Source organism: Roseobacter sinensis, from assembly GCF_025755255.1.
In the GTDB taxonomy this organism is placed as follows: Bacteria; Pseudomonadota; Alphaproteobacteria; order Rhodobacterales; family Rhodobacteraceae; genus Roseobacter; species Roseobacter sinensis.
On record NZ_JALIEB010000003.1, the window covers coordinates 289,498 to 315,143 of the forward strand.

The 25,646-nt window shown below is 64.0% G+C and carries 22 protein-coding genes and 1 pseudogene; 14 read left to right on the forward strand and 9 right to left on the reverse strand.

Translation table 11 applies throughout. The features are described from left to right. Positions 1-57: 57 nt before the first annotated feature. The 4 genes and pseudogenes from MUB52_RS23975 to MUB52_RS06705 all read left to right on the forward strand — a co-directional run. A pseudogene (locus MUB52_RS23975) lies at positions 58-1,071 on the forward strand (enoyl-CoA hydratase/isomerase family protein); the annotation flags it as partial. A gap of 27 nt (positions 1,072-1,098) precedes the next feature. Continuing rightward, the gene (mmsB, locus tag MUB52_RS23980; protein ID WP_318527406.1) at positions 1,099-1,980 is read left to right on the forward strand and encodes a 3-hydroxyisobutyrate dehydrogenase; all 882 of its coding nucleotides are present in this window, start codon (positions 1,099-1,101) and stop codon (positions 1,978-1,980) included. Between the two features lie 122 nt (positions 1,981-2,102). Further along, a complete protein-coding gene (locus MUB52_RS06700; protein ID WP_263843422.1) occupies positions 2,103-2,246 on the forward strand; it encodes a hypothetical protein in 144 nt (47 codons plus the stop codon). 4 nt (positions 2,247-2,250) lie between these two features. Continuing rightward, complete coding sequence (locus MUB52_RS06705) at positions 2,251-2,574, forward strand: hypothetical protein (RefSeq protein ID WP_263843423.1); 324 nt, start codon at positions 2,251-2,253, stop codon at positions 2,572-2,574. Between the two features lie 63 nt (positions 2,575-2,637). On the opposite strand, the gene uvrA is transcribed toward MUB52_RS06705, so the two are convergent. The 7 genes from uvrA to MUB52_RS06740 all read right to left on the reverse strand — a co-directional run bounded on the left by uvrA (position 2,638) and on the right by MUB52_RS06740 (position 14,881). After that, positions 2,638-5,511, reverse strand: coding sequence for an excinuclease ABC subunit UvrA (gene uvrA, locus MUB52_RS06710; RefSeq protein ID WP_263843424.1), 2,874 nt, complete (start codon positions 5,509-5,511; stop codon positions 2,638-2,640). A gap of 80 nt (positions 5,512-5,591) precedes the next feature. Continuing rightward, positions 5,592-6,767 (reverse strand): MFS transporter, encoded by a 1,176-nt coding sequence (locus MUB52_RS06715; RefSeq protein ID WP_263843425.1) that lies wholly within the window; start codon positions 6,765-6,767, stop codon positions 5,592-5,594. A 124-nt stretch (positions 6,768-6,891) separates the two neighbouring features. Next, positions 6,892-8,289, reverse strand: a complete 1,398-nt coding sequence (gene lpdA, locus MUB52_RS06720; RefSeq protein ID WP_263843426.1) for a dihydrolipoyl dehydrogenase — start codon at positions 8,287-8,289, stop codon at positions 6,892-6,894. Between the two features lie 125 nt (positions 8,290-8,414). Further along, on the reverse strand, positions 8,415-8,999 hold the full coding sequence (locus tag MUB52_RS06725) for a DUF924 family protein (protein WP_263843562.1): 585 nt from the start codon (positions 8,997-8,999) through the stop codon (positions 8,415-8,417). A 110-nt stretch (positions 9,000-9,109) separates the two neighbouring features. Further along, entirely contained in the window at positions 9,110-10,375 is a 1,266-nt protein-coding gene (locus MUB52_RS06730) for an MFS transporter (protein WP_263843427.1), read from the reverse strand. A gap of 107 nt (positions 10,376-10,482) precedes the next feature. Continuing rightward, positions 10,483-11,532, reverse strand: a complete 1,050-nt coding sequence (gene queA / locus MUB52_RS06735) for a tRNA preQ1(34) S-adenosylmethionine ribosyltransferase-isomerase QueA (RefSeq protein ID WP_263843428.1) — start codon at positions 11,530-11,532, stop codon at positions 10,483-10,485. 10 nt (positions 11,533-11,542) lie between these two features. Further along, on the reverse strand, positions 11,543-14,881 hold the full coding sequence (locus tag MUB52_RS06740; protein WP_263843429.1) for a DUF3971 domain-containing protein: 3,339 nt from the start codon (positions 14,879-14,881) through the stop codon (positions 11,543-11,545). Positions 14,882-15,005: 124 nt separating this feature from the next. Between MUB52_RS06740 and MUB52_RS06745 the strand changes: the two genes are divergently transcribed. The 5 genes from MUB52_RS06745 (at position 15,006) to MUB52_RS06765 (ending at position 18,914) form a co-directional block, all read left to right on the forward strand. Continuing rightward, positions 15,006-15,467 carry a peroxiredoxin gene (locus MUB52_RS06745; RefSeq protein WP_263843430.1) on the forward strand — a complete coding sequence of 154 codons (462 nt, stop codon included), beginning with the start codon at positions 15,006-15,008 and terminating at the stop codon, positions 15,465-15,467. Then, positions 15,464-16,273 carry a ferritin-like domain-containing protein gene (locus MUB52_RS06750; protein ID WP_263843431.1) on the forward strand — a complete coding sequence of 270 codons (810 nt, stop codon included), beginning with the start codon at positions 15,464-15,466 and terminating at the stop codon, positions 16,271-16,273. The genes MUB52_RS06745 and MUB52_RS06750 overlap by 4 nt, the downstream gene beginning before the upstream one ends. Before the next feature lie 190 nt (positions 16,274-16,463). Then, positions 16,464-17,795 (forward strand): M23 family metallopeptidase, encoded by a 1,332-nt coding sequence (locus MUB52_RS06755; RefSeq protein WP_263843432.1) that lies wholly within the window; start codon positions 16,464-16,466, stop codon positions 17,793-17,795. Further along, complete coding sequence (locus MUB52_RS06760; RefSeq protein WP_263843433.1) at positions 17,785-18,282, forward strand: bactofilin family protein; 498 nt, start codon at positions 17,785-17,787, stop codon at positions 18,280-18,282. The genes MUB52_RS06755 and MUB52_RS06760 overlap by 11 nt, the downstream gene beginning before the upstream one ends. Positions 18,283-18,452: 170 nt before the next feature. Continuing rightward, the gene (locus MUB52_RS06765) at positions 18,453-18,914 is read left to right on the forward strand and encodes a GNAT family N-acetyltransferase (RefSeq protein WP_263843434.1); all 462 of its coding nucleotides are present in this window, start codon (positions 18,453-18,455) and stop codon (positions 18,912-18,914) included. Positions 18,915-18,965: 51 nt separating this feature from the next. Here MUB52_RS06765 and MUB52_RS06770 read toward each other — a convergent pair whose 3' ends face one another. After that, the gene (locus MUB52_RS06770) at positions 18,966-19,511 is read right to left on the reverse strand and encodes a peptidylprolyl isomerase (protein WP_263843435.1); all 546 of its coding nucleotides are present in this window, start codon (positions 19,509-19,511) and stop codon (positions 18,966-18,968) included. Next, positions 19,504-20,010: a peptidylprolyl isomerase gene (locus MUB52_RS06775; protein ID WP_263843436.1), complete on the reverse strand. Its 507-nt coding sequence runs from the start codon at positions 20,008-20,010 to the stop codon at positions 19,504-19,506. Before MUB52_RS06775 ends, MUB52_RS06770 begins: the two co-directional genes overlap by 8 nt. 127 nt (positions 20,011-20,137) lie before the next feature. Between MUB52_RS06775 and MUB52_RS06780 the strand changes: the two genes are divergently transcribed. The 5 genes from MUB52_RS06780 (at position 20,138) to MUB52_RS06800 (ending at position 25,613) form a co-directional block, all read left to right on the forward strand. Next, positions 20,138-21,325: a phosphoglycerate kinase gene (locus MUB52_RS06780; RefSeq protein WP_263843437.1), complete on the forward strand. Its 1,188-nt coding sequence runs from the start codon at positions 20,138-20,140 to the stop codon at positions 21,323-21,325. A 102-nt stretch (positions 21,326-21,427) separates the two neighbouring features. Beyond that, a complete protein-coding gene (locus MUB52_RS06785; RefSeq protein WP_263843438.1) occupies positions 21,428-21,727 on the forward strand; it encodes an FtsB family cell division protein in 300 nt (99 codons plus the stop codon). A gap of 148 nt (positions 21,728-21,875) precedes the next feature. After that, positions 21,876-22,886 carry a pyruvate dehydrogenase (acetyl-transferring) E1 component subunit alpha gene (gene pdhA / locus MUB52_RS06790; RefSeq protein ID WP_263843439.1) on the forward strand — a complete coding sequence of 337 codons (1,011 nt, stop codon included), beginning with the start codon at positions 21,876-21,878 and terminating at the stop codon, positions 22,884-22,886. Between the two features lie 3 nt (positions 22,887-22,889). Then, positions 22,890-24,272 (forward strand): pyruvate dehydrogenase complex E1 component subunit beta, encoded by a 1,383-nt coding sequence (locus tag MUB52_RS06795; protein ID WP_263843440.1) that lies wholly within the window; start codon positions 22,890-22,892, stop codon positions 24,270-24,272. 12 nt (positions 24,273-24,284) lie between these two features. Continuing rightward, a complete protein-coding gene (locus MUB52_RS06800) occupies positions 24,285-25,613 on the forward strand; it encodes a pyruvate dehydrogenase complex dihydrolipoamide acetyltransferase (protein WP_263843441.1) in 1,329 nt (442 codons plus the stop codon). Positions 25,614-25,646 lie beyond the last annotated feature (33 nt).

A 25,646-nucleotide genomic window follows, 5' to 3' on the forward strand; every position in this document is an offset into this window, starting at 1 on the left:
GGCGGCCTGACACGCCGCCCGGTCTTTGTCGCCAACACGAACACGTCTGCGCCCCATATGACCGATATCCACATTCGAACCATTGGGACGACGGGCCGGATCACACTGGCCCGGCCCAAGGCCCTGAACGCCCTGACCTACGAGATGTGCCTCGCGATCGAAGCCGCGCTTGACCGGTGGCGGTCAGATCCGGAGGTCGCCTGTGTCGTGATCGATTCACAAGGCGACCGCGCCTTCTGCGCCGGCGGCGATATTGCAGAGATGTACCAGACCGGGACAGCGGGCGATTTCAGCTACGGGCGCCGGTTCTGGGCCGACGAGTACCGGCTGAATGCGAAGATCTTCAGCTATCCCAAGCCGGTGGTTTCCTTTCTGCAGGGCTTCACCATGGGGGGCGGTGTCGGGATCGGCTGCCACGGCTCGCATCGGATCGTCGGGCAGAGCAGCCAGATCGCCATGCCAGAGTGCGGGATCGGCCTTGTGCCCGACGTGGGTGGGTCCCTCATGCTGGCGCTGGCCCCCGGACGCCTGGGCGAGTACCTGGGCACAACAGGCACTCGCATGTCCGCGGCTGACGCGATCTACGCCGGCTTTGCCGATCTCTACATCGACATGAGCGACTGGCCGGGCCTGATCGCAGAGCTCGAGGCCGGCACACCGCTCGACGCCTTGACCGACGCTGCGACAGCTCCACCGACGGGCGCGGTGGAAGCCGCGCAGGATGAGATCGACCGGCACTTTGGCGGTGAAAGGCTGGCTGACATCCTCAACAGCCTGCGCACCGGCGAAAGCGACTTCGCAGCAAAGGCCTCGGACGCCATGGGCCGAAACAGCCCGCTCTCCATGGCCTGTACCATCGAGATGCTGCACCGCCTGCGCGGACCGTCTCTGAGCCTGCCCAAAGCGCTTGAGCTGGAGTACCGCTTTACCTCTCGCGCGATGGAGCACGGCGACTTTCTTGAAGGCATCCGCGCCGCCATCATCGACAAGGACCGCCAACCAGCCTGGCAATATCCCGATCAGAAGGTGCCGGCGGCGGCGGTCAGCAAGATGCTGATGCCTTTGGGGAAACACGCGTTGACGCTGGAGGAGGACAAGATGCAGACACGCAAGATCGGCTTTATCGGCCTGGGCAACATGGGCGCCCCGATGGCGGCGAACCTGGCCAAGGCGGGGTGCGCGGTCACGGGGTTCGACACCGCCGTCACCGCGGCCGAGGGTGTGACCATGGCCGAGACGGCAGCCGCGGCGGCGAAGGGCGCCGATGTCGTGATCACCATGCTGCCCAACGGTCAGATTCTGCGCGCGGTTGCGGCGGAGGTCCTGCCGGCCATGGCCGAAGGCACGCTCCTGCTCGATTGTTCCACCGTCGAGGTGGAAAGCGCGCGCGCGGTGGCCGACCTAGCTTCGGCGCGTGGGATCCTGTGTGTCGATGCACCGGTCTCCGGCGGGATCGGCGGTGCTGCGGCAGGGACGCTCACGTTCATGGCCGGTGGCTCCGAGGCGGGCTTTCGCACGGCCGAGCCCCTCTTCGAGATCATGGGCCAGAAGGCCGTGCATTGCGGCGGACCCGGTGCGGGACAGGCGGCGAAGATCTGCAACAACATGATCCTGGGTGCGACCATGATTGCCACCTGCGAAGCCTTTGCGCTCGCGGACAAGCTGGGCCTCGACCGGCAGAAGATGTTCGACGTGGTCAGCACCTCGTCCGGCTACTCCTGGTCGATGAACGCCTACTGCCCTGCTCCCGGTATCGGACCGCAGAGCCCTGCCGACAACGGCTACCAGCCCGGGTTCGCGGCGGAACTGATGCTGAAGGACCTCGGCCTGTCCCAGCAAGCCGCTGAGGCCGTCGATGCGGATACACCGATGGGCGCGCGGGCCTTCGAACTCTATCGCCGATTTGTCGAGGAGGAAGACGGACGCGGCAAGGATTTTTCCGCGATGCTGCCGCGCTTCGCAACGCGACGCCGGGAATGACGGCCGGCCGGTGAGCTTCCGCCGATCCAGTTTGTGCGCTGCGAAAACCAGGTGCGGCGCTCTTGTATTCCATCTGCCCGCCCCCAAATCCTGACTGTAACCGTCAGACTTAGGAGGCACAAATGGACGACCGTAAACCCGCCGTCACCAACATCAATGCGATCCTTGCAAAGTTGCGCACAGACATGACCCTGACAGCCCCCGGCTGGGCATTTGCAGCAGCGGCGATTGTCGTGCTGGTTTTGCTCGGCTTCGCGCTTGACTAAGCCGATGCGTCATTCCGTCTGGATCACATGTATCGCGCTTGCGGCACCAAGCTCGGTTGTCGCCGGAAGCACCATCGAGAGCATCACCGCCGAAACCCGCGTCACCGTCAGCGGCGTGGTGGAGCGGATCACCGACGAGGATACCTTCATCCTCAAGGATCATACCGGTCGCATTCCGGTCTACATCGGGCCAAATGCGATGCCTGTCACCTCTGGGGTGGCGGTCACAGTGCACGGCGTGGTCGACGACATGCCACGCGAGATCTATGCCGACAGGATCGGCACGGCAGATGGACAGTCGTTCGAGCTGGACCGTCGCTACGAGTAACGTCTCACATCGGCCCCGCTGCCTGTTTTTCGACCCGGTCCCGCCAAGACATCGGCGGCAGTGCTACTCCGCGGCGACGCGCTTTGCCTGCTTCAACATCGGCTTGAGATACTTCCCGGTATAGCTGCCCGCCACCTCCGCCACCTCTTCGGGCGTTCCCGTGGCGACGATCTGACCACCGCCGTCACCCCCTTCCGGGCCGATGTCGATGATATGGTCGGCGGTCTTCACCACGTCGAGGTTGTGCTCGATCACGATCACCGAGTTGCCCTGATCGACCAGCTCGTGCAGCACCTCCAGCAGCTTGCGCACATCCTCGAAGTGCAGGCCCGTGGTCGGCTCATCGAGGATGTAGAGCGTGCGGCCCGTCGAGCGTTTTGACAGCTCCTTGGAGAGCTTCACGCGCTGCGCCTCACCGCCCGAGAGCGTCGTGGCCTGCTGACCCACCTTGATGTAGCCGAGGCCCACGCGCATCAGCGCATCCATCTTCTCGCGGATTGACGGAACGGCGGAAAAGAATGCCTGTGCATCTTCAACCGTCATGTCAAGAACGTCTGCTATGCTCTTGCCTTTAAACTTTATTTCCAGTGTCTCGCGATTGTAGCGCGCACCTTTGCAGGTCTCGCATTCCACGTAGACATCCGGCAGGAAGTGCATTTCGATCTTGATCACCCCGTCGCCCTGGCAGGCCTCGCAGCGCCCGCCCTTCACGTTGAAGCTGAACCGCCCGGGCTTGTAGCCGCGCGCTTTTGCTTCAGGCAGCCCGGCGAACCAGTCGCGGATCGGCGTGAAGGCGCCGGTGTAAGTGGCCGGGTTCGAGCGTGGCGTACGCCCGATGGGCCGCTGGTCGATGTCGATGACCTTGTCGAGATGTTCCAGGCCCTTGATCGTCTCGCAAGGCGCAGGCGTCTGCCGCGCGCCGTTGAGCCGCATCGAGGCGGTCTTGAAGAGCGTCTCGATCGTCAGGGTGGATTTGCCGCCGCCTGAGACGCCTGTCACGCAGACGAATTTGCCCAAAGGATAATCGACGGTCACGCTTTGCAGGTTGTTGCCGGTGGCCCCGACGACCTGCACCGACCTGCCCTTGCCCTTACGCCGCTCGGCAGGGATCGGGATTTCGCGTGCGCCGGTCAGATACTGCCCGGTGATCGATGTCTTCGACGCCGCGATCTTTGCGGGCGTGCCTTGCGCCACCACCTCGCCGCCATGGACGCCGGCACCGGGGCCGATGTCGAAGACGTAGTCCGCCTCGCGGATCGCTTCCTCGTCGTGCTCCACCACGATCACCGTGTTGCCTTGATCGCGCAGGTTCTTCAGCGTGTGCAGCAGCCGGTCGTTGTCGCGCTGGTGCAGCCCGATGGAAGGCTCGTCCAGCACGTAGAGCACGCCGGTGAGGCCGGAGCCGATCTGGGAGGCCAGCCGGATCCGCTGGCTCTCGCCCCCCGAGAGGGTGCCCGCATTGCGGCTGAGCGTCAGATACTCAAGGCCGACGTTGTTCAGGAAGCCGAGCCGCTCGCGGATTTCCTTGAGGATCGCGCGGGCGATTTCGTTCTTCTGCTGGGTCAGGTGGTCGGGCACCGTCTCGCACCAGTCAAAGGCCTCGCGGATCGACATCTCCACCACTTGGCCGACATGCAGGCCCTTGCCCAGGGGGCCGAGCTTCACCGCCAGCGCTTCTTCGCGCAGCCGGTAGCCGCCGCAGGCGCCACAGGGGCGGTTGTTCTGATAGCGCTCAAACTCCTCGCGGATCCAGTTGCTGTCGGTCTCGCGGTAGCGGCGTTCCATGTTCGGGATCACGCCTTCGAAGGTGCGGGTCACCTGATAGACGCGGCCGCCCTCGTCGTAGCGGAAGGCGATTTCCTCCTCGCCGGAGCCATAGAGGAAGACCTGCTGCACCTTCTCCGGCAGGTCTTTCCACTTCGTGGATTGCTTGAACTTGTAGTGTTTCGCAATGGCTTCAATGGTTTGCAGGAAGTACGGGCTCTTGCCCTTGCGCCAGGGGGCAAGCGCGCCATCGGCAATCTTGAGGTTCTGGTCGGGCACCACGAGACGCTCGTCGAAGAAGAGCTCGACCCCGAGGCCATCACATTCCGGGCAGGCGCCGAAGGGCGCGTTGAAGGAAAAGAGGCGCGGCTCGATCTCGGGGATGGTGAAGCCGCTGACCGGGCAGGCGAATTTCTCGGAGAAGGTGGTGCGTTCGGGGTCGCCCTCGCTTGGCGCAGTTTCCAAAACGGCGATCCCATCGGCCAGATCGAGGGCCGTGCGCAAGGAATCCGCGAGTCGCGTCTCCAGCCCCTCGCGAACAACGATGCGGTCGACCACCACGTCGATGTCGTGGCGGAATTTCTTGTCGAGCGTGGGCGGCTCATCGAGCTCGTAGAAGGACCCGTCCACCTTGACCCGCTGGAAGCCCTGCTTGCGCAGCTCGAGGAATTCCTTGCGGTACTCGCCCTTGCGGTCGCGGATGATCGGGGCGAGCAGGTAGGCGCGCGTCCCCTCCTCCATTGCCATGATCCGGTCGACCATATCCTGCACCTGCTGCGCCTCAATGGGCTTGCCGGTGGCGGGGCTGTAGGGCGTGCCGACGCGGGCGAAGAGCAGCCGCATGTAGTCGTAGATCTCGGTCACCGTACCAACGGTCGAGCGCGGGTTCTTAGAGGTGGTTTTCTGTTCAATCGAAATCGCGGGCGAGAGACCGGCGATATGGTCCACATCCGGCTTCTGCATCATGTCGAGGAACTGCCGCGCGTAGGCGGAGAGCGATTCGACGTAGCGGCGCTGGCCTTCCGCATAGATCGTATCGAAGGCGAGCGAGGACTTGCCCGAGCCCGAAAGCCCTGTAATCACAACGAGTTTGTCGCGCGGGATATCCACGTCGATGCTCTTGAGATTGTGCTCGCGCGCGCCGCGCACTTGGATGTGTTTCAGCTCAGCCATCAGACGCCCCCGGTTCACTCGCTAGACATAGGCGGAATGCCCGGGCGTGCCAATGAAAAAATGAGAACGAAGAGGGAACTTCACGCCTGCTGACGTTTCCTGGCAAGAGTGAGATGCGCAATCGCGCCGAGCGCGAAGGCCGCGCCTGCCAGAAGCGGCAATCCGGCGTAGCCGAGGCTGCCTGTGGTGATCGCCATAATTGGCGTTCCGAGGGTGTTGCCGATGTTGCCGGTCTGGGCGATCGCGCCATTGGCCCGGGCCTGCGTTGCGGCCGTTGTGTTGAGCTGTGGCACCGCGGCGAAGCTCGCCCCCTGGATCAGGCCCATGGTGGCCGCCAGCGCAAGACAGGCCACAGGCAGACCGGGCGCGAGCCAGAGCCAGCAGGTCGCCGCCACACTGCCGGCAAAGCCGATCAGGATCACATGGACCGCAGAGATGATCCGCAGCAGGGCAACGCCCAGGGTCATTGAAGACGCAATGCTGATCAGCGGCATGGCGCCCATCACGAAGGCCCGGGACTCCGGGGCGATATACACGGGCAGGACGGTCAGGATGGAGACGAAACAGAATGTGTAGAAGAGCCAGCCGATGGCCGGCGCGGAGATGTAAGGCGAGCGGTAGATCTCGACGTGATTCCGCAGAACCTGTGGCACCGAGAGCGTCGTTGCCGGTGCCTCGATCCGCAGCGCCCTCAGCCGCTGGCTCAACAACAGCGCGAACCCTGCCATATAGAGCCCATGCGCCGCAAGCAGCGCAGGGATCCCCGCGAGGGTCACGAGCGGCAGGCCGAGCCACGCCAGAATGGTGAAAGCCACACCGAAGAACGTGCCCCAGAGCGTCAGCGCAAAGCCGCGATCTTTCGGGGCGCAGATCTGCGCGATCAGCGTCGGTGTGGCCACGACAATGGCCAGATGCGACAACCCCTCGAGCGCGCGGCTGAGCAGCATCCACGGCAGCGGCGGCAGCAGCGCCTGAAAGAGCGACAGCGCCGCGCCGACCCAGAGTGCCCACAAAAGCGCCCGACGATAGCGGATCCGCGCGACCATCACCCCCGCGACCACGCCAAGGAAGATCCCCAGCAGCCCGACAATCGACACGATCAACCCCAGCGCCGCGCCCGCCCCCGGGTAGATCTGCGGCAACTGGTCGAAAATCGCACTGAACTTGCCGTATTGCGCTGCCGCGCCGAGGCCCGCACCCCAGAGCGCAAGAACGAGACCCCAGGGGGTTGTCTGATCCGAGTGATCGGCCTGCATGTGTGAAGATCTCCGCCGGGACTGCCCCAGCCCGGTCAGCTATGGCCCAGCGGATGCCGGGCGTCCAGTCAGTTTTTCTAAGCCTCCCGCCCCGCCCCTTCCACTTGGATCGCGCGGGCGTGCCTTACATGTGAATGACGCGGCCGTAGGCGTCGAGCACCGACTCGTGCATCATTTCCGAGAGCGTCGGGTGCGGGAAGACGGTGTTCATCAGGTCCTCTTCGGTCGTCTCCAACTGGCGGCCCACCACGTAGCCCTGGATGAGCTCGGTCACCTCGGCGCCGACCATATGGGCGCCCAGAAGCTCGCCGGTCTTGGCATCGAAGACCGTCTTGATCATGCCCTCCTGCTCGCCCAGAGCGATGGCCTTGCCGTTGCCGATGAAGGGGAAGCGGCCCACCTTGATCTCGTAGCCGAGCTCTTTCGCCTTCGCCTCGGAATAGCCGACGGAGGCGACCTGCGGGTGGCAGTAGGTGCAGCCCGCGATGCTCTCTGGTTTGACCGGGTGCACGTCGTTCTTGCCCGCGATCAGCTCGGCCACCATGACGCCCTCGTGCGACGCCTTATGCGCGAGCCAGGGGGCACCGGCGATGTCGCCGATGGCGTATAGCCCGTCGACGCCGGTGCGGCAGAACTCGTCCGTGACCACATGGGTGCGGTCGACCTTCACGCCGAGCGCTTCCAGCCCCAGCCCTTCGGTATTGCCGACGATGCCCACGGCAGAGATCACCGTGTCGAACTCGTGTTTCTCGACCTTGCCGCTCACTTCGATATGGGCGGTGACCTTGCCCTTGCCCCGGTCGAGTTGCTTGACCATCGCCTTCTGCATGATTTTCATGCCCTGCTTTTCGAAGGACTTCTTGGCAAAGGCAGAGATTTCGGCGTCCTCGACGGGCAGCACGCGGTCCATCACCTCGACCACGGTCGTGTCAGCGCCCAACGTGTTGTAGAAGCTGGCGAATTCGATGCCGATGGCGCCCGAGCCGATCACGAGCAGCTTTTTCGGCATATGCTTGGGCTGCAGCGCGTGTTTGTACGTCCAGACCAGATCGCCGTCGGCCTCGAGCCCCGGCAGCTCTCGCGCCCGCGCGCCGGTGGCCAGCACGATGTTCTTGGCGGTGAGGTCTTCGCTGCCCTTCTCGGTCTTCACGCTGACCTTGCCCTTGGCGGGGATCGTGGCCTCCCCCATCACCACGGTGACCTTGTTCTTCTTCATCAGGTGGCCGATGCCGCCCGAGAGCTGGCCCGCCACCTGACGAGAGCGCTTGACCACCGCGTCGAGGTCATAGCCCACGTTGTCGGCTTTCAGACCGAATTCCTTGGCGCGGTGCATCAGGTGGAAGACTTCCGAGGAGCGCAGCATCGCCTTCGTCGGGATGCAGCCCCAGTTGAGGCAGATGCCGCCCAGATGCTCGCGTTCGACAATGGCCACCGACATCCCCAGCTGTGCGCCGCGGATCGCGGCCACATAGCCGCCGGGCCCCGCGCCAATCACAATCAGATCAAAGGATTTCGCAGCCATGACATGTCCTCGCGTGTTGCTCCCAGAATATAGTTTACCATTAAACTAAACCCGGGCAGGCGGCAACACGAAGGGACGCGCGACATATGCGCGCTCTGTAAGGACGTCATGCAGATAGGAAGGGGTCAGGCCGCCTTGGCCAGCTCCAGCGTGCGGACAATCTCACCATAGCCGCCGCGCGCAGTGAACTCGGCCTCGGCCTGAGTCGGCGTGCGGGACAGCGCGGCGTTGCGGAAGGGGAAGCGCCCGAACTCGCGGATCACGGCGCGGTGGGCCTGGGCATGCAACAGGTTCTCCGCGCCGTGCTGCGGCATCCGCTCACACATCAGTCGCACGCAGCGATCCTGGTCGCAGAGGTTTTCCGAATGCATCAGCGGCAGGTAGAAGAACTGTCGCGCCGGCTCGTCGATCTTGAGGTCCCAATTCTTGTCGACTGCCGATTTCGCCGCAGCCAGTGCAACCTTGTCGCTTGCGAAGGCCTTTGCCGATCCGCGGAACATATTGCGCGAGAACTGGTCCATCAGAATGATGTAAGCAAGGGCGCCGGACGGATACGTCAGCCAGAGCGAGAAGCGCCCCTCGCAGGCGGCACGCCAAGTGTCCTCAAACCGGCTTCGGATCGCCGCGTCGAGCGCGTCGGACTGCTTGTACCAATCCTCCTGCCCAACTTCGTCCAGCCAGAAACTCAGGATCTCTTCGGGACCAACCATCACTCTACACTCCTTATCAACACACCATGTGGATATGTTACGTTCGGTTTCCAAGATTGTCCTAGTCACATTTTGCATCATTACGACACATTCAACCTCCACTTGCGTCTTCAGCGCTCCTTTGTGACATTTTCCTCACTCAATTCCGACTCGATGGCGTATTCTTGAGCATATTCCATGGCCACGGGCGAGTATGAGGGCGCAACCGCAACGTAGGCGCCGGTCTCATCGACGGGGATGGATTTGCGCACGGTCGAGCGATAGGCCGCATAGAAGACCAGTGCGGTGAAGAGAATGCCGGTGAAGAGGTAGAAGCCCCCCGGCCCTACCACGTCCATCATGTAGCCGGTGATGATCGGGCCAAGGATCGCGCCGAGGCCGTTGATGAAGATCAAGCCTCCGGACGCGGCGGCCATATCCTCGTGTTGCAGAAAGTCGTTGGTATGCGCGATCAGCAGCGAATAGAGCGGGTTCGACATGCCGCCGACCACAAAGGCCGAGACGAGCAGCAGCGTGAACTGCCCCCCCAGCACCATGCCGAGCGCCGAGCCGCCCGCACCCGCGGCGGAGACAATCAGGATCAGGAAACGCCGGTCCATCCGGTCCGAAATCCAACCGATGGGATATTGCAGCAGTACCGCGCCGACGAAGAACATCGCCACGAAGGTCGAGATCTGGGCCACGCTCAGCCCGGCCTTCGCGCCATAGACCGAGGCCATGCCGAACTGCGCCGAGAAGACGCCGCCCAGCAGGAACATGCCGACGCAGCCGAGCGGCGAATAGCCGACAAGCTCGCGCAGGCTCATCGGTTTGGTCGTCTCGAAGGCCGGGGTGGGGCTGATCGACAGCAGGATCGGCGTGATCGCGATGGAGACGAGGATCGAGGGGATCACAAACAATACGTAGCCGGATGGATCGGCTGTCAGCAGCAGCGCCTGGCTGAGCACGATGCCCGCGGTCTGCACGATCATATAGAGCGACAGCGCCTGGCCGCGGTTCTCGTTTGTGGCGATGTTGTTCAGCCAGCTTTCCACGGTCACGTAGACGGCGGAAAAGCAGAACCCGATCAGCACGCGGCCAAGGGTCCAGAGCCAGACCTCGGTGATCGTGGGGTAAAGGATCATCACCGCCGAGATCAGCGAGGCGAGCGCCGCGAAGACGCGCACATGGCCCACGCGGCGGATCATGCCGGGCGCCATGCGCGAGCCGCCGAGAAAGCCCACGAAATAGGCCGACATCACGATCGACATCTCGAGTGTGGAAAACCCTTCGATCTCGCCGCGGATGCCGAGCAACGTGCCCTGCATGCCGTTGCCGACCATCAACAGCGACATCCCCAGCAGGAGCGCCCATGCGCTAGTCAGAACCTGAAGCATCTCTTCCTCCGGCTGGGCTGGGGTCGCGGGATGGGCCCTGCTTGCCGAAGGCGGCCGGGCCCGTCACGCCCGTGCGCGACGTCGTGGGTCGCTTTGAGACCATTGGCTTACTCCGGGATCAGAAGCGAGGCATCGCCGTAGGAGAAGAAACGATACTCCTCGGCGATGGCGTGATCGTAAATGCGGCGCACGGTGGCCTGCCCCATCAGGGCGGAGACCAGCAGCATCAGCGTCGATTTCGGCAGGTGGAAATTGGTCATCAGCGCGTCGGTGACCTGAAACCGGAAGCCGGGGTAGATGAAGATATCCGTGTCACCCTCCCAAGGAGCGATCTGCCCGTCGCGGGCGGCCGTCTCGATCAGGCGCAGCGCGGTGGTGCCCACCGGGATGACCCGGCCACCGGCGGCCTTGGTTGCCGCGATTTCGGCGGCGGCCCCAGCGCTGACCTGGCCCCATTCCGCGTGCATCTTGTGTGTGGTCAGATCGTCGACCTTCACCGGCAGGAAGGTGCCGGCGCCCACATGCAGGGTCACATGGGTGAAATCGACGCCATGATCGGAAATGGCCCGCAGCAGCGCCTCGTCGAAATGCAGCGAGGCGGTCGGCGCGGCGACGGCTCCTTTGTTACGCGCAAAGACGGTCTGATAATCCTCCAGGTCCTGCGCGTCCGCGGGGCGTTTCGCCGCGATGTAGGGTGGCAAGGGCATGGCGCCCGCGGCGTTCAGCGCGGCATCGAAGTCATCGCCCGTCAGGTTGAACAGCAGATGCCCCTGCCCGTCACGGGCGCCCTGCAAGGTCGCGCGCAGATCGGCGGAGAAGACGACTTCTTCCCCCGGCTTCACCTTCTTCAGCGGTTTGATCAGCGCGGCCCAGGTGCCATCGGCGCGCGGCTCCAGCAGCGTGACGTCGATCCTGGCCTGCGTCTCACCTTGCGCGCTGGCGCGGTGGCGCAGCCCGCTCAGCCGCGCGGGGATCACCCGGGTGTCATTCAGCACCAGGCGGTCACCGGGTCGCAGGAAATCGGTGATATGCGAGACGACCGCATCGGTGATCCGATCACCTTCGGCGACAAGAAGACGCGCAGCGGTGCGCGGCACCGCCGGACGGGTCGCGATCAGCCCTTCTGGCAGATCGAAGTCGAAATCGCTCAGTTTCATGACGCGCCTTTTAGCGATCTTCTCCGCGCGTGAAAGTGCGCGGTTCGCGGGGCGGCGGCGGCGGTGGCGGCTCTTCGCCTTCGACCAGCGGCACGTCCGGTCTCGGCCTGCGGAAGAGGTCGCGGATGCCGCCGGGCGTCAGGGCTGTCAGCGGATTGACCGAGACATCCGGGTCACGCACCGTGCCGCCGATGGTGTAGTTGAAGGCGAAGAGCCCCTCGCCCGGGCGGGTGAAGATGCTGCCGATGCCATTGAGAATGTAGACCGGCGTGATCACGCCCTGCATCTGGAGCTGGCCTGTGTCGGTGGCATAGATGCCATCCATCGACAGCCCCATCGACGGCCCCACCGCGCTGCCTTCGCGCAACGTGATCCGCCGCGGTGAGAGCCGGAAGTCGGCGTTCACATCCGTGAAGAAGAGGCTGTCGCTACCTTCGATGTTGAAGAGCCCGACGATGCTGACCGCGTTCAGCAGCGCCGCCATGGCCGGCGCGTCGACCACGCTGGTGTCCTGCACCCGAAGCTTGCCGTCGAAGGCGCCGCCGGTGCCCACGGGCAGGAGCAGCAGTTCGAACGCGCCGCCGCGCACCTGCTGGACCACATTCGCCGAGGCGAAGACAGCGCCGGCATCCTGGGCGGTCAGGCGGATCGCGCTGCGGCCTCCTTGCGGGATCATCCGGCCCGAGACCTCCGCGCCCCGGTTGATGCGCCCCGAAAAGGTGCCGTCGAGCCCACCACCGGTGGTGAAGTCGCCGCGCACCGAGGTGATCGCGATGGCGTCGGTCACCTGAAGCCGGTCAAGCGCCACGGTGAGCTGCGTGGTCTCGCCGCTCGTTGCATTGTCCAGCGCATCGGCGCGACGCAGATCGATCGTTCCGCCGCGCAGCACCACGCCGATCGGTACGCCTTGCCCGCGTCCGATCAGATCAACCTGGGCATCAAGCCAGCCGCCCAGCTGCAGCTCGGACAGCCGTACCCGATCAAGCAGGCCCGCCTCCTTGAGCGTCACATCCCCGCGCGCGCGCAGACCGGGTGCGTCGAGCGCGAGGCGCTCCACAACCGGCACATCGGACAACTGCGCGACCACTTCGAAGTCGGCCGGTGTCCCCGGACGTTTGGCCCAGCCGACCGACGGAATCGAAAGACCGATCCCGCGCAGATCGGAGGTGAGTTGCAGCGCGGGTGGCGCGCCCTTGACCAGCGTGACCGCGACATCTGCCGTGCCCGCCCCGCTCATGTAGTCTGGCGGCAATTCGATGTTCAGGGCCTCGAGCGTCGCGGGTGAGATCTCGATCTGCCCCGTCACCTGCCCCGGCGCCCCGGGATCACCCAAGGGCTGGCCCCAAGTGGCATCGAAGGGCACGTCATCAAGCGTCCCCTGCCCCGACACCCGGACAGCCTCGTCCGAGGCGACAAGGTCGAGCAGTGGCACGCTCAGAACGCGATCCTTGATGAGCGCGGCACTCCGGATATCCGTGATGCGGCCCGTCACGTCGAACTCCACCGCCTCTACCGGGACATCCTTGACCAGCGGCAGGGCCAGCGTACCGGCCGTCTGCGCGCGCCCATCGGCCAGTTGAACCGGCAGATCGGCCTTGCCAAGGACATTGAGTGGCGGCTGATCGAGCATCGACAGCGCTGCGGTCACGGAGGAGTCGGTCAACAGCCGCACGACACCGGGCGTCCCGTCCTTCGCCGTCACATCCGGAACGATGAAAGAGGAGCCGGCGATATCGACCGCCCCCCCTTCCGGTGCCTCGACCGCGCCCTCGTCGACCACCAGAACGAAGCGATCCTTCAGCAGCGACGCATGGCCCTTGGCGTCAAGGATGTGCGGCATCTGCTTGAGAAAGCGCACATCGGCCTGGTCGAAGTCGAAGCCGAGGTAGGTCTCGGGGTCGCGGCCCGCCTGCCACCGCAGCGCTCCGCTGATGTCGTGCATCTGTCCGTCGAAGAGGTTCTCGCTCAGCCAGCGGCGGGTCTTCGGTGCCACATGTTCGGGCCACAGCTCCATCAGCCGGTCCGATCCGTATTGGTCCATTTGCGCGTCCACCGCGATGTCCCAGCCGCGCGAATCCGCGGTCAGCTTTCCGCTCGCGGTCAGCACATGGCCCTGGTCGATCACCTGCAGCCGACCGAGCTGCAGTGCGAAGGGCTGCGGTGTCAGGCGGAAATCGAGCTCGGCCGCGGCAACCGCCACCGGCTCGTCGTAGAAATCGGCGGGGTTTATCCGCAGGTCGGTCAGTCGCAGCTGTCCGACCAGATCCTCGATCCGTCCCTGTCCGTCATCGGCCAGCTGTGCGCTGCCGTCGATCCGGCCGCTGATCCACTTGCTGTCGACGGCGAGCTCATCGAAAACCAGCCTGCGGGTCGCGGGTGTGTAGGTGAAATAGCTGCGCGCGCTGTCGATCGGAATGGCGCGGGATTCCGGTGTCGGCTGGATCACGCCCGCACCGATCTGGAAGGTCGCGTTGAGCGGATCGAAGCTGCTGTCCTCGTTGACCCCGCCGCGCAACGAGCCAGAGATCGGCGCATCGAGCGCCCGCAGCCACCCGAAGGCCGGGCCCTGCACGGCCACATCCGCTGCATCGACGTTGGCGAAGGTGACGCCGAAATCGGAGGCCAGCGCACCGATCTCTCCGGCATAGCTCGCGCTGATCGTCGCCACCTCCGCACCGCCACCCAAGACGGCGAGATCGACGCTGAGCACAAGCGCCGTGTCGGCGCGATCGAGCGAGAGGCGGCCGCCGTCGATCGTCCACGCCCGGTTGGCCCGCTCGTCCTCGTAGCGCAGGGTCAGCGCTTGCAGACTGGCGCTGCGCAGCCGTGCGAGGCCTGGCCGCAGCAGCAGATCGTCAAGATCGGCGACCAGCTGGGCGAGGTTCGGCGCCTCGCGTGCCACACCTCCCGCCTCCAGACCGCCGGACAACCGCACGCCGCCCGGGCCCCGGCGGAGGGTCAGGAAGACACCGCTGACGTCAACGGACTTCAACTCGATCTGTCGTTTCAGCAGGCCGGTCATCGACAGGCTGGCCCGCATCTCGGAAAACGTGACGATTTCAGATCCATCCGGTGCCGAGACCCGCACATCGCGCACCCGCGCCCGCGGACGCCAACCTTCATCGACGATCAGCAACAGTTCGCCGAAACTGATTTGCGCCTCGGGCACCGCCTCGGCCAGCCGCTGTTCGATCTCGGCCCGCACCCATCCGGGCACGATGATATCGCGATCCTTGACCCAGAAGACCGCCGCAGCCACGCAGGCCGCAAGCAACACAAGCAGAACGGGCGGCAGAACGTACCGTTTCTTGAGGCGCCGTCGCGGCGTATCTGCGGGGTCAGTGTTCAAATCGGGTGGCGACTTTCGAAGGCATTCAGACGCGAAAGGTTAATCGGAGCGGCGGCTCTTTTCTGTGGCTCGCTCCGGTCTAATATGTCACCTGAAAGCAAACCTTTAAACCCACGAGAGTGTCATGCCAGAGATTTCCGACCCTGCCCCCGACTTCACCTTGCCCAGCACCGATGGCGGCGATGTCACGCTGTCCGATCTGAAGGGGCAGCCGGTGGTTCTGTTTTTCTACCCGCGCGACAACACGCCCGGCTGCACCAAGGAAAGCGTGGGCTTTTCCGAGAGCAAACCCGCCTTCGACGCAGCGGGCGCCAAGGTCTTCGGCATTTCCAAGGACAGCATGGAGAGCCATGAGAAGTTCGTCGCCAAGAAGGATCTCACGGTCCCGCTTCTGTCCGACGAGCATGGCTCGGCCTGCGAGGACTATGGTGTCTGGAAGGAAAAGAGCATGTACGGCAAGAAATTCATGGGGATCGAACGCTCGACCTTCCTGATCGCGGCGGACGGGACCATCGCGCGCGTCTGGCCCAAGGTGAAAGTGCCGGGCCATGTCGACGAGGTGCTGGAGGCCGTCAAAGCCCTATGAGGCCCTTGGCTCAGATGGCCGAGGCGGTGTTGCGCACCGCCGACGGTCGCGAGAAGACGGCGCTGTCGCGCCACTGCGCCGCGGAATGGCAAGAGGCGCGACAGCGCGGCGAAACGCCGGAGATCGGCCGCGCCGATCCCCCCTTGCATCCGGCGCGGCCGGCGGAGCCTGAGCTGCTGAGCCCCCGCGATGTGCCGCGCCGCCGGCCCGGAACACCGGAGGGCCGGATCGCCCTTCTGCATGCGGTCGCGCATATCGAGCTCAACGCGGTGGATCTGCACTGGGACATCATTGCGCGGTTTGCCCATGTGAGGATGCCCACGGGATTCTACGACGACTGGGTGAAAGCGGCGGATGAAGAGTCCAAACACTTCAACCTGATGTGCGACTGCCTGGAGGCCATGGGCAGCCGCTACGGCGCGCTGCCCGCGCATGCGGGCATGTGGCGTGCCGCGGAGGATACGGCAGAGGATTTCATGGGTCGGCTTGCTGTCGTCCCGATGGTGCTCGAGGCCCGTGGCCTCGATGTGACCCCCGGCATGATCGAGATCTTCCGCAAGGCCAAGGCGGACGACGCGGTGGCCGCACTTGAGACCATCTATGCCGAGGAAGTCAGCCACGTGGCCTATGGTTCGAAGTGGTTCCACTTTCTCTGTGGCCGCCATGAGGACGACCCGAAAGAGCGGTTTCATGCGCTGGTGCGCACCTACTTCCACGGCGCCCTCAAGCCCCCCTTCAACGAGGAGAAGCGCGCCGAGGCCGGCATCCCGCCCGACTTCTATTGGCCGCTTGCAGAGCGGGTTTGAGCCAAAAAACGAAAGAAATCCCCAAATATCAGCAGGTTTTTGCCGATTTACAACAATTCAACGTCAAGTTGCGAAGCGCTCGTTAATCTTGCTTGCCCCCTGCCTGCCTGCTCATTAAGCACTTCGACGTGCGATGCAGCTCTCGGGAGAAAGGGCATGTGTCGGGGGAGACGAGCAGAGGGACGGCTTCGTGCGGACACGTTTAGCAATCAAAGTTCATGGGCTCCTTGAGCACTATTTTCCCGAACGCCGCGTCTTCCTGAAATCCGACACCGACACCCGCTTCATCCGCCTCAAACCCGAAACGCAGCTGATCGCCGTCTCGGGCGCCGGAGCGCTGATCGCCTGGTCGATCGTCGCAACGGCGATCCTGCTGATGGACAGCATCGGAGCCGGCAACTTCCGCGATCAGGCCAAGCGCGATCAGGCAACCTATCAGGTACGGCTGAACGCTCTGGCCGCGCAGCGCGACCAGCGCGCCGCCGAGGCACTGGCCGCACAGGACCGGTTCAACGCCGCGCTCGATCAGATTTCGGTCATGCAGTCGCAGCTTCTGGAATCCGAGACCCGGCGCCACGAAGTCGAAACCGGCCTCGAGGTGGTGCAAGCGACGCTGCGGGAGACAATGGAAAAGCGCGAGGCCGCTGAGACCGCACTTGCTGCGCTGCAGAGTGAAGCGGCCGATGAGAGCGCCACAACGCTGCTCGCCTCGAAAGACGCTGGTGTGCCGGTGGACTTCCTCGCTGATGCGCTGGCCCGCACGGCAGCAGAGCGCGACCAAGTTGTCGCCGACGCCCAGCAAGCCCTGCTTCATGCGGATGAGCTGGCGCTCGAGATCGCCTTGATGCAGGAAAACAATGACCAGATCTTCCGCCAGCTGGAAGAGGCGATGACGGTCTCGGTCGAACCGCTCGATAAAATGTTCAAGGCGGCGGGCATGGCGCCCGAACGGATCCTCAACCAGGTGCGCAGCGGCTATTCCGGCCAGGGCGGCCCTCTCACGCCGCTGTCCTTCTCGAGCCGGGGCGAGGAGCTGTCGCCGGACTTCCTGCGCGCCAATCGCATTCTTGAGCAGATGGACGAGCTGAACCTTTACCGCATCGCGGCAGAGCGCGCGCCCTTTGCGCTGCCCGTCAAACAAGCCTTCCGCTTCACCAGCGATTACGGCTTCCGGCGCGATCCGAAAACCGGTGGCCGCCGCATGCACAAGGGTGTGGATTTCGCGGCCCCGGTGGGCACCGATCTGCATGCCACCGCGGATGGCGTGGTGACTTACGCGGGCTGGCAATCGGGCTATGGGCGGCTGATCAAGATCCAGCACGACTTCGGTATCGAGACGCGCTATGCGCATCTTTCAAAAATTCGCGTCAAAGTTGGGCAAAGGGTCTCGCGCGGGGATCATATCGGTGATATGGGTGCAAGCGGACGGGTGACCGGCGTGCACCTGCACTACGAAGTGCGTGTCGGTGGGAAAGCTGTAAACCCAATGATCTATATCAAGGCTGCAAGAGATGTTTTCTAAGAGCAAAATCAACGAACCGGGCCAGAAGCAGGCCGAACCGGACACAGCAAAACCGGCAGCGTCCTCGGCACCAGCCTCTCCTGCCCCGACCGAATACAAGTCGGCACCACCCAAGGCGAAGCCGCCGGCCTCCGTGCTGTCCTCGGACCTGCACGTGACCGGCAACATGAAGACCACCGGCGACATCAATGTCGAAGGCACCGTTGAAGGTGATATCCGTGCACATTTGCTGACCATCGGCGAGACCGCAACGATCAAGGGCGAAGTGATTGCCGATGACGTGGTCGTCAACGGCCGGATCGTGGGCCGTGTGCGCGGTCTGAAGGTGCGTCTGACCTCGACCGCGCGGGTGGAGGGTGACATCATCCACAAGACCATCGCGATCGAGAGCGGCGCACATTTCGAAGGCTCCGTGCAACGGCAGGACGATCCGCTCAGCCCCGGCGCGAAATCGGCGCCGGCCGCGAAGGCGAACCCTGCGTCCTGACGCAACTGTCCGCACACTGACAAGAGGCGTCGCTCTGCGGCGCCTTTTTCAATCTTGAGCATGAGGTACGCGCCCGACCGCCGAGCGTGCTGCACCCCATGGCGTTTCGATTGCGGCACGGTCAGAGTCTACAGCGACGGTGTCAAACGATCAGATCCAACGGAGGGCCCATGAAAGTCAGACAAGCCGTTGCGGATGACGCTGCTGAAATCAGCGCGTTTCTCGAGGAGCTGAAGGCTCTGGGCAAACGCACCCGGCCGCATGACGCGGCCTTCGTCCGCGATCACTATATCAACGGACGGGACGGAATTCGGTGTTCAGTCGCCGTGGACGACAGCGGCGAGATCCTCGGCCTTCAGATCCTGAGCCGCGCCACCGAGACAAACCCGTGGGGGGTCACGCCGGGTTGGGGCATCATCGGTACGCATGTGAAGGCGAGCGCTGCCCGCCGCGGCGTTGGCCGCGCCCTCTTCGCCGTCACCCGCAAGGCTGCCGCTGATGCGGGTCTGAAGAAGATCGACGCCAGCATCGGTGCCGACAATGTCGAAGGTCTTGCCTATTACGATGCCATCGGGTTCCGCACCTACCGGACACCGGACGGCAAGATCTGCAAGTGCTTTGAGGTCGGTTGAGCGCCACGTCAGGCCGATCCATCACCAGCCCGACGTCGACGCCCTACCCTGCTACTCGGTGACTTTGACCGTCTCCATGACGTCCGGTGCACCGATGACGGCGCCATTGGGTCCGGTGCCAAGCTTGATCGCATCGAGCACCTCCAGCCCTTCGGTCACGCGCCCGACCACCGTGTATTGCCCGTTCAGGAAATAGCCTTCCTGGAACATGATGAAGAACTGGCTGTTGGCGCTGTCCGGGCTTTGCGCGCGCGCCATGCCGACCACACCGCGGTCAAAGGGCACATCGGAGAATTCCGCAGCGAGGTCCGGTTGGTCCGATCCGCCCATCCCTGCGCGGCGCATGTCGCCGCCCGACTTGCCGAACTCGACGTCACCGGTCTGGGCCATGAAGCCTTCGATCACACGGTGAAAGACAACGCCGTCATAAGCACCGCTGTCCGCCAGCGACGTGATCCGCTCCACGTGACCCGGTGCCACGTCTTCCAGCAGATCGATGGTGATGGTGCCATTGGCCTCGCCTGCGACGGTGATTTCGATCCCCGTCGCCGCGGCCGGCGTGGCGAGCATCAGGGCGGCGAGTGCAGATCTATACATCGGCCGCCACCTTCACCGAGATCATGCGATCAGGTTCGGCCGGTGGCTCGCCGCGCATGATCGCATCCACATGCTCCATCCCTTCGATGACCTGGCCATAGACGGTGTATTGCCCGTTCAGGAAGTCGTTGTCCTTGAAGTTGATAAAGAACTGGCTGTTGGCCGAGTCCGGGTTTTGCGAGCGCGCGGCACCAAGCGATCCACGGGCATGCGGGATCTTGGAGAATTCCGCCGGCAGGTTCGGCAGGTCCGAGCCGCCGGTGCCGGCCACCGACAGGTTGAACCCGTCTTCCATATCGCCGTGCTGCACATCTCCGGTTTGCGCCATGAACCCCTCGATCACCCGGTGAAAGGCCACGTTGTCGTACTCCCCTGCCCGTGCGAGTTCCTTCATCCGCTCCACATGCTTGGGCGCCACGTCGGGCAGCAGCTTGATGGTCACGGTGCCGCCTTTCAGCTCCATCAGGATGGTGTTTTCGGGGTCTTCGATCTCGGCCATGCCGCACTCCTTGTGTCTTGAGTTGCGGACTTCCTAATTGTTGGGACCCTGAATGCCAAGCGGGTCATTGACGCAGGCGATGATACGCGCAACACAAAGGCGCGATGGCAGAGCGAAGGAGCGGGTGATGGGCTGGAAGACGCTGGATGACATGGAGCTTGCCGGCAAACGCGTGCTGGTCCGGGTCGACATCAATGTGCCGGTCGAAGAGGGCCGCGTGACGGACACCACCCGCATCGACCGGATCGTGCCCACGATCAGGGACATCCTCGCGGCGGGCGGCCTGCCGATCCTGCTGGCCCATTTCGGACGCCCCAAGGGCAAGGTGGTGCCCGAGATGTCGCTGCGCGTCACCTTACCAGCGCTGGAGGCGGCGCTGGGTCAAAAGGTGACCTTCGTCGAACGCCCCGACCCGGCGGCCCTCGGGTCCTTGCCCGAGGGCGCGGTGGTGCTGGTGGAAAATACCCGCTTCAGCCCGATGGAGGAAGCGAACGACCTCGCCATGGCGCAGTTTCTCGCCTCGCTCGGCGATGTGTTCTGCAACGACGCCTTTTCGGCGGCGCATCGCGCGCATGCCTCGACCACCGGCGTCGCACATCTTCTGCCGTCTTGTGCCGGACGCCTTATGCAAGCGGAGCTCTCGGCGCTGGAGAGCGCGCTCTCGACGCCGACGCGCCCCGTTGGCGCCGTGGTCGGCGGCGCCAAGGTCTCGACCAAGATCGCCCTCCTGGAGAACCTCGTGGGCAAGCTTGATCTGCTGGTGATCGGCGGCGGCATGGCCAATACGTTCCTCGCCGCCCAGGGCGCACAGCTGGGCGCGTCCCTGCAGGAGCCCGACTTCATCGACACCGCGAAGGCCATCATGGCACAGGCTGAGAACACCGGCTGCCGTATCCTGCTCCCGGTCGATGGCTTGGTCGCACGGGAGTTCAAGGCGGGCGCGGATCATGAGGTTGTGGCACTGGGACCCGACACGGTGCTTGCAGCCGACCAGATGGTGCTGGATGCAGGGCCGCAGAGCGTGAAGGCGGTCACCGCCGCGTTCGCCGATCTGAAGACGCTGATCTGGAACGGCCCGCTCGGCGCCTTCGAAATCCCGCCCTTCGATCAGGCCACAAACGCAGCCGCCGCAGATGCGGCGCGCCAGACCAAGGCAGGCACATTGGTGTCGGTGGCCGGCGGCGGTGACACGGTCGCCGCCCTCAACCAGGCGGGCGCGGCGAAGGCGTTCACCTACATCTCAACCGCGGGCGGCGCTTTTCTGGAATGGATGGAAGGCAAGGAGTTACCGGGCGTGGCCGCGCTCGCTGCATAAGCCAGAGTTTCGACGAAACCCGAACAAGGGGGATTCCCTTGCGGCTTCGGCTGTGCCATAGTCCGCTCACGCCCGCAAAGAGGCGACCAAAAGGCAGTGCAGATGACCCGTTCCCCACGACCCGCCCTTGGCACATTTGTGTTCTTCGCGCTTGCGTTGGGCCTCGCCACCTATTTCACCTTCGCCGCCGTACAGGGCGACTTTGGCCTCTTCCGCCGCGCGGAGATCACAGCCGAAGCGGATGCCTTGCAGAAACAGCTGACGATGGTCCAGACGGAGGTGGTCCGCATGGAGAACCTCACCCAGCGCTTGTCGGATGACTTTCTCGATCTTGATCTTCTCGACGAGCAAGCGCGCTCGGTGCTGGGCATGATCCGGGCCGATGAGATCGTGATCCGCTAGGCTGATTTCATCACGAAAACAAGGGCTTCATGGCATAGCTGACCAAGCGTCAGATTGCCTCTCGCATTCCGCTCTCGAATCCGATAAGAGATAGTTTAACGCTAAACTATCTGCCCGGACGTGGGCGCGACGAGGGAGAACCGCTCAGATGGCACCGCGAAAATCCACCAAGAAACCCAATGTCTCCGCCGAGGAGCTCAAGGCCTATTACCGCGATATGCTGCTGATCCGGCGATTCGAGGAAAAGGCGGGTCAGCTCTACGGCATGGGTCTGATTGGCGGGTTCTGTCATCTGTACATCGGCCAGGAAGCGGTTGTGGTCGGGCTCGAGGCCGCGGCCGAGGAAGGCGACAAGCGCATTACCTCCTATCGCGATCACGGCCACATGCTCGCCTGCGGGATGGACCCGAACGGCGTGATGGCCGAGCTCACGGGCCGCGAGGGCGGTTATTCCAAGGGCAAGGGCGGCTCGATGCACATGTTCTCGAAGGAGAAGCATTTCTACGGCGGCCACGGCATCGTCGGCGCGCAGGTCCCGCTGGGCGCGGGGCTCGCCTTCTCCGACAAGTACAAAGGCAACGATCGCGTGACCTTCACCTACTTCGGCGATGGTGCCGCGAACCAGGGGCAGGTCTACGAATCCTACAACATGGCCGAGCTCTGGATGCTCCCCGTCATCTTCGTGATCGAGAACAACCAATACGCCATGGGAACCTCGACCAAACGCTCCACCATGTCGCCGAGCTACTGGGAGCGGGGTGCCGCCTACGGCATCCCGGGCGAGGAAGTCGACGGCATGGATGTGCTCGCCGTCAAGGAAGCCGGTCAGAAGGCCGTCGCCCACTGCCGCGCCGGTAAGGGCCCCTACATCCTCGAAATCAAGACCTACCGCTATCGCGGCCACTCCATGTCCGATCCCGCCAAGTACCGCACCCGCGAAGAGGTGCAGAAGATGCGCGACGAGCGGGACCCCATCGAACAGGTCCGCTCCCTTCTGCTCACCGGCAAACACGCGAGCGAAGACGACCTCAAAGCCATCGACAAGGAAATCAAGGACATCGTGAACGAGAGCGCGGAGTTCGCCAAGACCTCACCGGAGCCCGCCGTCGAGGAGCTCTGGACAGACATCTACGCAACCGAAGTCCCGCAGGAGGCCTGACCCATGGCAACCGAAATTCTCATGCCCGCGCTCTCGCCGACGATGGAAGAAGGCACACTTTCGAAATGGCTGGTCAAGGAGGGCGACACCGTCTCGTCGGGCGACATCATGGCGGAGATCGAAACCGACAAGGCGACGATGGAATTCGAAGCGGTCGATGAAGGCACCATTGGCAAGATTCTCGTGGCCGAGGGCACCGAGGGCGTGAAGGTGAATACCGCCATTGCCGTATTGCTCGAAGAGGGCGAAAGCGCCGACGATATCGACACGGCGCCCTCCGCGCCGGAAGCCGCGCCCGCGGCTGACGCGGGCAACGAGGCGGCCCCTGCGGCCTCCGAGGCGCCCGCCCCTGCCCCCTCCGCACCACAGACGGACACCACACCCGACTGGCCCGAGGGCACCACGCTCAAACAACAGACGGTCCGCGAAGCGCTGCGCGATGGGATGGCCGAAGAGATGCGCCGCGACGAAAATGTCTTCCTGATGGGTGAGGAAGTCGCCGAATATCAGGGCGCCTACAAAATCAGCCAGGGCATGCTCGACGAATTCGGCACGAAACGCGTGATCGACACGCCGATCACCGAACACGGCTTCGCCGGCATCGCAACGGGCGCCGCCTTCGGCGGTCTGCGCCCGATCGTCGAGTTCATGACCTTCAACTTCGCAATGCAGGCGATCGACCAGATCATCAACTCCGCCGCCAAGACGCTCTATATGTCCGGCGGTCAGATGGGCTGCCCGATGGTCTTCCGCGGCCCCAACGGCGCCGCGGCCCGCGTCGCAGCCCAGCACAGCCAGGACTACGCTGTCTGGTACATGCAGATCCCCGGTCTGAAGGTCGCGATGCCCTACTCCGCCTCCGACTACAAAGGGTTGATGAAAACCGCGATCCGGGATCCCAACCCGGTGATCTTCCTCGAAAATGAGATCCTCTACGGGCGGAGCTTCGACGTGCCCGACCTCGATGACTATACGGTCCCGTTCGGAAAGGCGCGCGTCTGGCGCGAAGGCTCTGACGTGACACTCGTAAGCTTCGGCATCGGCATGCAGTACGCGCTGGAGGCCGCGGACAAGCTCGCCGAAGACGGCATCTCCGCAGAAGTCATCGACCTGCGCACCCTCCGGCCCATGGACACCGGCAGCATCATCAAATCGGTGATGAAGACAAACCGCTGCGTGACGGTGGAAGAAGGCTGGCCGCAAGGCTCTGTCGGCAACTACATCACCAGCGTGATCATGCAGGAGGCCTTCGACTACCTCGATGCGCCTGTGATCAACTGCACTGGCAAGGACGTGCCCATGCCCTATGCGGCCAACCTCGAAAAGCTGGCGCTGGTCACGACCGACGAGGTGATCGCCGCCGTGAAACAAGTCACCTACAGCTAAGGAGCGCGCAAGATGCCGACAGAAATCCTCATGCCCGCCCTGAGCCCGACCATGGAAGAAGGCACGCTGGCCAAGTGGCACGTCAAGGAAGGCGACACCGTCTCCTCCGGCGACATCATGGCGGAGATCGAAACCGACAAGGCGACGATGGAATTCGAAGCGGTCGATGAAGGCATCATCGGCAAGATCTTGGTCGAAGAAGGCAGCGAAGGGGTGAAGGTCAACACGGCGATCGCCATCCTGCTCGAAGAGGGCGAAAGCGCCGACGATATCAATACGGCGGCATCCGCGCCGGAAGCCGCGCCCGCGGCTGACGCGGGCAACAGCAAGGCGCCCGTTTCGGGCGACGAGGCGGCCGCCAGCGGAGGCTCCGAGGCGCCCGCCCCTGCGCCTTCAGCGCCCGCACCACAGTCCGCCGACGGCACCCGCATCTTCGCATCGCCACTCGCCCGGCGGATCGCCAAGGACAAAGGGCTGGATCTCGCCGCCATAAAGGGCTCCGGCCCGCACGGTCGGATTGTCAAAGCGGACGTCGAAAAAGCAACAGCGGCCCCCAAAGCAGCCGCAAGCGCGCCCGCAGCCCCGGCCGCCCCTGCAACCGCCACGAGCGGACCAAGCACCAGCGCGGTGATGGCCATATACGAAGGGCGCGACTACGAAGAGGTCAGCCTCGATGGCATGCGCAAGACCATCGCCAGCCGCCTGACCGAAGCCAAGCAGTCGATCCCGCATTTCTACCTGCGCCGGGATATCGAGTTGGACGCGCTGTTGAAATTCCGCGGCGAGCTCAACAAGCAACTCGAAGCCCGTGGCGTGAAGCTCTCGGTCAATGACTTCATCATCAAGGCCTGTGCGCTCGCGCTGCAAGCGGTGCCCGATGCCAATGCCGTCTGGGCCGGTGATCGGATGCTCAAGCTGAAGCCTTCCGACGTGGCCGTCGCCGTTGCCATCGAGGGCGGACTCTTCACGCCCGTGCTGAAAGACGCGGAGATGAAATCCCTCTCTGCCCTCTCCGCGGAAATGAAGGACCTGGCCACCCGCGCCCGTGACCGCAAGCTGGCCCCACATGAATACCAGGGCGGGAGCTTTGCGATCTCCAACCTCGGCATGTTCGGTATCGACAACTTCGATGCGGTGATCAACCCGCCCCACGGTGCAATCCTTGCCGTCGGGGCCGGCGTGAAGAAACCGGTGGTCGCGGCGGACGGGGAGCTTGGCGTCGCGACGGTCATGTCCGTGACGCTCTCGGTCGATCACCGGGTCATCGATGGGGCGCTCGGTGCGCAACTCTTGCAGGCCATCAAGGACAATTTGGAAAACCCCATGACAATGCTGGCATAGAGCCGACCGAACACAAAAAAAGCCGGGGCGGAA

Bases quoted from the DNA above. Each gene is read 5' to 3' on its own strand.
- MUB52_RS06775 (WP_263843436.1), bottom strand. From the start codon at position 20,010: ATGGCCGAGATCGAAGACCCCGAAAACACCATCCTGATGGAGCTGAAA.
- mmsB (WP_318527406.1), top strand. From the start codon at position 1,099: ATGCAGACACGCAAGATCGGCTTTATCGGCCTGGGCAACATGGGCGCC.
- uvrA (WP_263843424.1), bottom strand. From the start codon at position 5,511: ATGGCTGAGCTGAAACACATCCAAGTGCGCGGCGCGCGCGAGCACAAT.
- MUB52_RS06700 (WP_263843422.1), top strand. From the start codon at position 2,103: ATGGACGACCGTAAACCCGCCGTCACCAACATCAATGCGATCCTTGCA.
- MUB52_RS06760 (WP_263843433.1), top strand. From the start codon at position 17,785: ATGTTTTCTAAGAGCAAAATCAACGAACCGGGCCAGAAGCAGGCCGAA.
- pdhA (WP_263843439.1), top strand. From the start codon at position 21,876: ATGGCACCGCGAAAATCCACCAAGAAACCCAATGTCTCCGCCGAGGAG.
- MUB52_RS06785 (WP_263843438.1), top strand. From the start codon at position 21,428: ATGACCCGTTCCCCACGACCCGCCCTTGGCACATTTGTGTTCTTCGCG.
- MUB52_RS06745 (WP_263843430.1), top strand. From the start codon at position 15,006: ATGCCAGAGATTTCCGACCCTGCCCCCGACTTCACCTTGCCCAGCACC.
- lpdA (WP_263843426.1), bottom strand. From the start codon at position 8,289: ATGGCTGCGAAATCCTTTGATCTGATTGTGATTGGCGCGGGGCCCGGC.
- MUB52_RS06780 (WP_263843437.1), top strand. From the start codon at position 20,138: ATGGGCTGGAAGACGCTGGATGACATGGAGCTTGCCGGCAAACGCGTG.
- MUB52_RS06800 (WP_263843441.1), top strand. From the start codon at position 24,285: ATGCCGACAGAAATCCTCATGCCCGCCCTGAGCCCGACCATGGAAGAA.
- MUB52_RS06770 (WP_263843435.1), bottom strand. From the start codon at position 19,511: ATGTATAGATCTGCACTCGCCGCCCTGATGCTCGCCACGCCGGCCGCG.
- queA (WP_263843428.1), bottom strand. From the start codon at position 11,532: ATGAAACTGAGCGATTTCGACTTCGATCTGCCAGAAGGGCTGATCGCG.
- MUB52_RS06730 (WP_263843427.1), bottom strand. From the start codon at position 10,375: ATGCTTCAGGTTCTGACTAGCGCATGGGCGCTCCTGCTGGGGATGTCG.
- MUB52_RS06725 (WP_263843562.1), bottom strand. From the start codon at position 8,999: ATGGTTGGTCCCGAAGAGATCCTGAGTTTCTGGCTGGACGAAGTTGGG.
- MUB52_RS06715 (WP_263843425.1), bottom strand. From the start codon at position 6,767: ATGCAGGCCGATCACTCGGATCAGACAACCCCCTGGGGTCTCGTTCTT.
- MUB52_RS06705 (WP_263843423.1), top strand. From the start codon at position 2,251: ATGCGTCATTCCGTCTGGATCACATGTATCGCGCTTGCGGCACCAAGC.
- MUB52_RS06795 (WP_263843440.1), top strand. From the start codon at position 22,890: ATGGCAACCGAAATTCTCATGCCCGCGCTCTCGCCGACGATGGAAGAA.
- MUB52_RS06765 (WP_263843434.1), top strand. From the start codon at position 18,453: ATGAAAGTCAGACAAGCCGTTGCGGATGACGCTGCTGAAATCAGCGCG.
- MUB52_RS06750 (WP_263843431.1), top strand. From the start codon at position 15,464: ATGAGGCCCTTGGCTCAGATGGCCGAGGCGGTGTTGCGCACCGCCGAC.